Annotated in this window: 5 protein-coding genes and 1 pseudogene; 3 read left to right on the top strand and 3 right to left on the bottom strand. The window is 43.3% G+C overall.

From position 1 onward, the window contains the following. Positions 1–103: 103 nt before the first annotated feature. Together ACM0OR_RS27555 and ACM0OR_RS27550 are read left to right on the top strand one after the other, a co-directional pair. Positions 104–511 (top strand): annotated as a pseudogene (locus ACM0OR_RS27555) (IS701 family transposase); the annotation flags it as partial. Positions 512–735: 224 nt separating this feature from the next. After that, a complete protein-coding gene (locus tag ACM0OR_RS27550; protein ID WP_414579587.1) occupies positions 736–1,941 on the top strand; it encodes an HhoA/HhoB/HtrA family serine endopeptidase in 1,206 nt (401 codons plus the stop codon). A gap of 158 nt (positions 1,942–2,099) precedes the next feature. On the opposite strand, the gene ACM0OR_RS27545 is transcribed toward ACM0OR_RS27550, so the two are convergent. From ACM0OR_RS27545 to ispD, 3 genes are all read right to left on the bottom strand, one after another. Beyond that, a complete protein-coding gene (locus ACM0OR_RS27545; RefSeq protein ID WP_414579586.1) occupies positions 2,100–2,447 on the bottom strand; it encodes a DUF760 domain-containing protein in 348 nt (115 codons plus the stop codon). A gap of 197 nt (positions 2,448–2,644) precedes the next feature. After that, positions 2,645–3,172, bottom strand: a complete 528-nt coding sequence (gene scpB, locus ACM0OR_RS27540; RefSeq protein ID WP_414579585.1) for an SMC-Scp complex subunit ScpB — start codon at positions 3,170–3,172, stop codon at positions 2,645–2,647. A gap of 206 nt (positions 3,173–3,378) precedes the next feature. Beyond that, the gene (gene ispD, locus ACM0OR_RS27535; protein ID WP_414579584.1) at positions 3,379–4,059 is read right to left on the bottom strand and encodes a 2-C-methyl-D-erythritol 4-phosphate cytidylyltransferase; all 681 of its coding nucleotides are present in this window, start codon (positions 4,057–4,059) and stop codon (positions 3,379–3,381) included. A 140-nt stretch (positions 4,060–4,199) separates the two neighbouring features. Between ispD and ACM0OR_RS27530 the strand changes: the two genes are divergently transcribed. Continuing rightward, positions 4,200–5,156 (top strand): glycosyltransferase family 9 protein, encoded by a 957-nt coding sequence (locus tag ACM0OR_RS27530; RefSeq protein ID WP_414579583.1) that lies wholly within the window; start codon positions 4,200–4,202, stop codon positions 5,154–5,156. Positions 5,157–5,214 lie beyond the last annotated feature (58 nt).

The following is a 5,214-nucleotide window of genomic DNA, read 5'->3' as shown; positions in this document are numbered from 1 at the left end:
TAAGTGAACAATTATCACTTTACCTTGCTTTTGTTCTTAACCGAGAAGTATTGCCGAGAAGTATTGGGATATCAACCAGGAATAGTGATTGTAGATGCGGGATAACGCTGATACTTTCGCTCAAGCCACTGATATTGATTATTTTATTACTAATATTTCCTCATCAATTGTTACGCCTCAATGGATAGTTGACACTCATTCTCAACGCAATTGGGTGGAAGTTTTCTATCGAGAAGCCAAGGGATGGTTAGGGCTTAAAGAATATCAAGTTCGAGATAAAAGGAGTTTACTGCGCCATTTTATTCTGGTTTTCTGTGCCTACACTTTTATTCTTTGGCATCAGTTGACAGGAGGCTTGAGACGCAGGTGGGCAAATAAACCCTTGAACACTTTTACTGAAGCTTTGGAAGCCTTTAGAACAGCTATGTCTTACCGATTTTTTGATTGGTTGACCCTAAACCGTGACGTGTTTGCTGCTTACAAAGCTAGTTTGGGTTACATTTGGGCTTGATTTTTGTCTAAGTCCCGGTAGGTGAGTAATGGTAGTTCTTTTCTCACCTTCTACCCAAAGGGGGACTGTATTCAATCAGACTCCCTTTTTTTCTTGAACATGACCGATTTAGTCTAAACTCCAGTCAAAAAGCTACTGAATGTTAAATTTATCTGTTCACTTGCTGGTTGTTTGACTAAACTTATAAATTAGCAACTGCATTGCTGTCCTTAAGTGTAGTCATTATGAATTTATCTTTAAAGCAAATAGCCGCTTACTTGTCTTTATTGGCGATTGGCAGTGGCGTAGGTTTGTTAGGCAGTCGCTATCTCCTCCCACAAAATCGCTCGTTTCAACAAATCAAGAATGTCACAGTGGCTCTACCTTCAGAATCTATGACATCTAACCCTGTGAATGTTTCTCCAGGGGCTATTGGTGGTGATAATGTCAATTTTATTGCTAATGCAGTACAAAGAGTTGGGCCAGCAGTTGTGCGGATTAATGCTACTCGCAAAGTGGCCAATCCCATCTCAGATGCTTTAAAAAATCCTTTATTGCGCCGATTCTTTGGCGAGGATGAACAACCAATTCCCTCAGAACGTATTGAACGTGGTACTGGTTCAGGGTTTATTTTAAGTGAAAAAGGACAATTGCTGACTAATGCCCATGTGGTAGCTGACACAGATACAGTACAAGTAACTCTCAAAGATGGCCGGACTTTTGAAGGCAAGGTGGTGGGAGTTGATAATGTCACAGATGTAGCTGTAGTCAAGATTCCCGGAGATAACCTACCGACAGTGAAGTTGGGAAATTCACAAAATTTAATTCCCGGACAGTGGGCGATCGCGATCGGTAATCCTTTAGGTTTAGATAATACGGTCACTATCGGCATTATTAGTGCCACAGACCGCACCAGCGCACAGGTTGGTGTCCCTGATAAACGAGTCAGCTTTATCCAAACCGATGCCGCCATTAACCCCGGTAACTCCGGCGGTCCTTTATTGAATGCCCAAGGCGAAGTCATTGGAGTTAATACCGCTATCCGCGCCGATGCTCAAGGACTAGGTTTTGCTATCCCCATAGAAACTGCTGCCCGCATTGCTAACGAACTTTTTACCAAAGGGCGCGTAGAACATCCCTTTTTAGGGATTGAAATGACAGACTTATCTCCCACCAAAAAGCAACAAATTAATCGAGAAAATAAGCTCAATATTCAACAAGACACTGGGGTTGTGATTAAAGATGTGCGACCTGATTCACCAGCTAAACAGGCAGGACTACTCCCTGGCGATGTGATTCAAAAAATTAACGATAAATCAGTAAAAACATCAGCACAAGTACAGAAACAGGTTGAGTCCAGCACGGTGGGAGATATTCTCGTCATAGAAGTTAACCGCAATGGGAAAATCGTCACTGTACCAGTGCAGTCAGGAGTTTACCCCAAAAAGTAGTCATTGGTCATTGGTCATTAGTTCTTAGACTTTAATTATCTTGCACCCATTTTGAACTATTGACCGATACACATTTTGGATTTTGGATTTTGGATGCTACGCTGCGTCTGCTACGCGAACGTAGAGAATACAGTAAATCTAAAATCCAAACCTGTTGACTATTGACCATTAGACAAATGATCTAACTGCATTCTTTGTTCCATTTGGCGCAGAAAATAACCTGTCATCATAGCTGATGCTAGTATTCCGGCAAGGTTTTCTTTGTCGGTGGTAATTTGGACGTTGAAACTTTCTGCGGGGAGCATTCCCACTAGCCCTTGCACGTTCTGGGAAATAATTTGTTTAATTTCCGGACTGACGGACTGGGCAACACGGGCTAGAACTTCTGGAGACTGATGTTGGAGATATTTGAGTAACTGATTGGGGCTTTCCCCAAAGTTGTCAGAAAGCAGTTGGTTGGGGTGTTCCTCGGAGTTGTCGTTCAAAAAATCAGGATCAAACACCATTGGCAATTTTTTTTAGCTTAGTTGCTAATTCTACTTTAAACCATAGTACAAGGGTAGTGGGTAATTGGGGACTGGGGATAGGTGACAGGTGACAGGGGACAGGGGGCAAGAAAGCAGGGGAAGCAGGGGAAGCAGGGGGAGAAAAATATAATGCCCACCCACCCACTCACTACTCATTACTCATTACTCATTACTCCCTAATCCCCTGTTTCCAGAACTAGTTCTAGTTGTTGTTCTTTCTCGTTTTGGGCAAGAATTTGGGGGAGTTGTTCGATTTGAAAATATTGATGAAATTTTGGGGTTACTTGTAGCGAATAGGAACGGGATTCATTATCTCGGCGTTTGCGAACAAAACCTAGTTCGACTAGTTCAGGAACGTGTTGATATACTCCTGAGCCTCGTAGGTTAATTAAATCGCTTTGGAGGATGGGACTATTAAGAGCGATCGCAGCTAGTGTTCGCAATGCACCTAGTCCTAATTCTACGGGAATCAGCGTTTGTACTAAGTCATGGAAGTCAGGCCGTAGTTGCAAGCTGTAACCAGCTGGCGTTTCTACGACTTCCAAAGCACCCTCTCGGTGGGCGTAGTTATCCATTAATTCAATTATGCCTTCCTCGACCGTCGCGCGATCGCAGGCGGCATACTCGGCGATTTCACCGAGCGATAAAGGCTTACCCTTCAAATAGAGAATCGCTTCTATCTTAGTCGCTGTGGCTGTATTCATTTATTCCAGATTCCATAGTCATTAGTCAATAGTCAATAGTTCTTAGTAATTGAAAATTGACTTTAAGCTGCTTTATTTTCTTTTTAAGGCTTAAAGATTTATGTTTGATAAATGTGTGGGATTATACCTCTTTTCTGATTTTAAGTCAATATGAAAACCCCACAACTGATGGGAAGTCACGCCTCAAAAGGATGCTTTTCCTCTACTCAGTACCTACTGCTGAGGATAAATTCTGCGATCGCTAAATCTTGGGGGGTGGTGATTTTGAGATTTGTCTCCTCTCCTTCCACAATTTGCACTTCGATGCCGCATTTTTCAAACAAAGCTGCATCGTCGGTAACTTCCCAACCTTGACTAACGCCTTCAGCATGGCACTGTTTTAACAGCTTGACGTTAAATCCTTGGGGTGTCTGTGCTGCCCAAAGATGACTACGGTCGGGTGTACTTTGAATTATGCCATTTCCATCCACGACTTTGATCGTGTCTTTCACTGGTACAGCCGCAATTAAGCCCGAACATCGACGAATAGCTTGGGCGCAGGAGTTCAGTAAATCTGGTGTTGCCAAACATCTAGCCCCATCGTGAATTAAAACTTGTTCTGCTGCCTTTGGTAGTGCCTGTAAGCCGTTATAAACTGATTCTTGACGGGTAGAACCGCCGATAATTAACTCTACTGGTTTAGTTAGCTCTAAGTTGGCGAGAATTTCTTTAAATTCTCGCCAGTCAGTGGGTTGAGAAATAATCCCAATCCAAGTTATTTCGCTGGCTGCTTGTGCAGCTAAGAGAGTCCAAGCCAGAATAGATTGCGATCGCACCTCCAAAAGCAGTTTATTCCGTTGGCTACCCATCCTTTTGCCGACACCTGCGGCTGGAATTAGTAAATACACAGCATTCCTCAAACTTTAAAGCGATTTATTTTGAATTTTGTAGCTTGCTGCTCCGGAGGAGTATTTTGAATTTTGAATTCCCCGCAGGGGCATACCTATATTCACCTAAAATAAGGAGCGAGTAAGCGTCAATAATTATTATGCGAGTAGTAGCCCTTGTACCTGGTGGAATTGGCGATCAAATTCTCTTCTTTCCGACTCTAGACGATTTGAAGAGATGTTATCCAAACGCACAACTAGATGTCGTTACCGAACCCCGGTCAAAGGCTGCCTACCGGGTGAGCAAGTCAGTCAATGATGTACTGATTTTCGATTACAAAGACCGTAATAGCCTGGCAGATTGGGGCAACCTTGTAGGCACAATTCGCGATCGCGAGTATGATGCAGCCATTACCGTTGGTCAAAGTTGGTTAGTGGGTCTTTTCCTCTGGTTAACCGGAATTCCCACGCGCATTGGCTACCAAGGTAAAGGCTCTGGATTTCTCACCAAAACTGTACCTTTTAAAGCATCCCAGTATGTAGCAACAACTTACCATGACTTGCTGCAACCACTCGGTATTACCACCTCTAACCCAGAGCTAGCGGTGAATGTGCCTAAACCCGATATTGAGTGGGCGCAAACAGAACAAAAACGCCTAGGAGTAAATGGAACAAGTTATGTGTTGATTTATGGCGGTACTAGCTGGGTATCCAAACCCCAGGCGTTGGATCTTTACCCGCTAGATAAATGGCAAGAAATCATTCAAGACTTTCAAACTAAACAGCCAGATTTACCTGTAGTAGTCATTCAAGGAGCGAATGATGAAGCATTAGTGCGATCGCTCCGAGATTTATGTCCCAATATTAAGGTGACAGCCCCTGAAGATATCGGCAAGTTAGCGGCTATGATCGCTGGAGCTAGCTTGATGTTAACTACTGATAGTGTGCCATTACAACTCAGTGTAGCAGTACAGACTTACACCATTGGTCTGTTTGGTTCTACAGAGCCAAGCAAATTGTTACCAAACAGCGACAAGTTTCTGGGTATCAAATCTCCTACCGCAACAGTGGCAGATATTTCTCCCGAAACGATTTTGCAAAAAGTCTGGGGAGGGTAAAAAGTGAGTGCTGAGTGCTGAGTGCTGAGTAGTGAGTAGTGAGTAGTGAGTAGTGAGT

The organism is Anabaena sp. CCY 9402-a (assembly GCF_963920945.1).
Taxonomy (GTDB): Bacteria; Cyanobacteriota; Cyanobacteriia; order Cyanobacteriales; family Nostocaceae; genus Trichormus; species Trichormus minutissimus.
Note: the sequence above shows the minus strand (reverse complement) of the source record. Positions and strands in the feature narration are given on the sequence as shown.

Bases quoted from the DNA above. Each gene is read 5' to 3' on its own strand.
- scpB (WP_414579585.1), bottom strand. From the start codon at position 3,172: ATGAATACAGCCACAGCGACTAAGATAGAAGCGATTCTCTATTTGAAG.
- ACM0OR_RS27545 (WP_414579586.1), bottom strand. From the start codon at position 2,447: ATGGTGTTTGATCCTGATTTTTTGAACGACAACTCCGAGGAACACCCC.
- ACM0OR_RS27550 (WP_414579587.1), top strand. From the start codon at position 736: ATGAATTTATCTTTAAAGCAAATAGCCGCTTACTTGTCTTTATTGGCG.
- ACM0OR_RS27530 (WP_414579583.1), top strand. From the start codon at position 4,200: ATGCGAGTAGTAGCCCTTGTACCTGGTGGAATTGGCGATCAAATTCTC.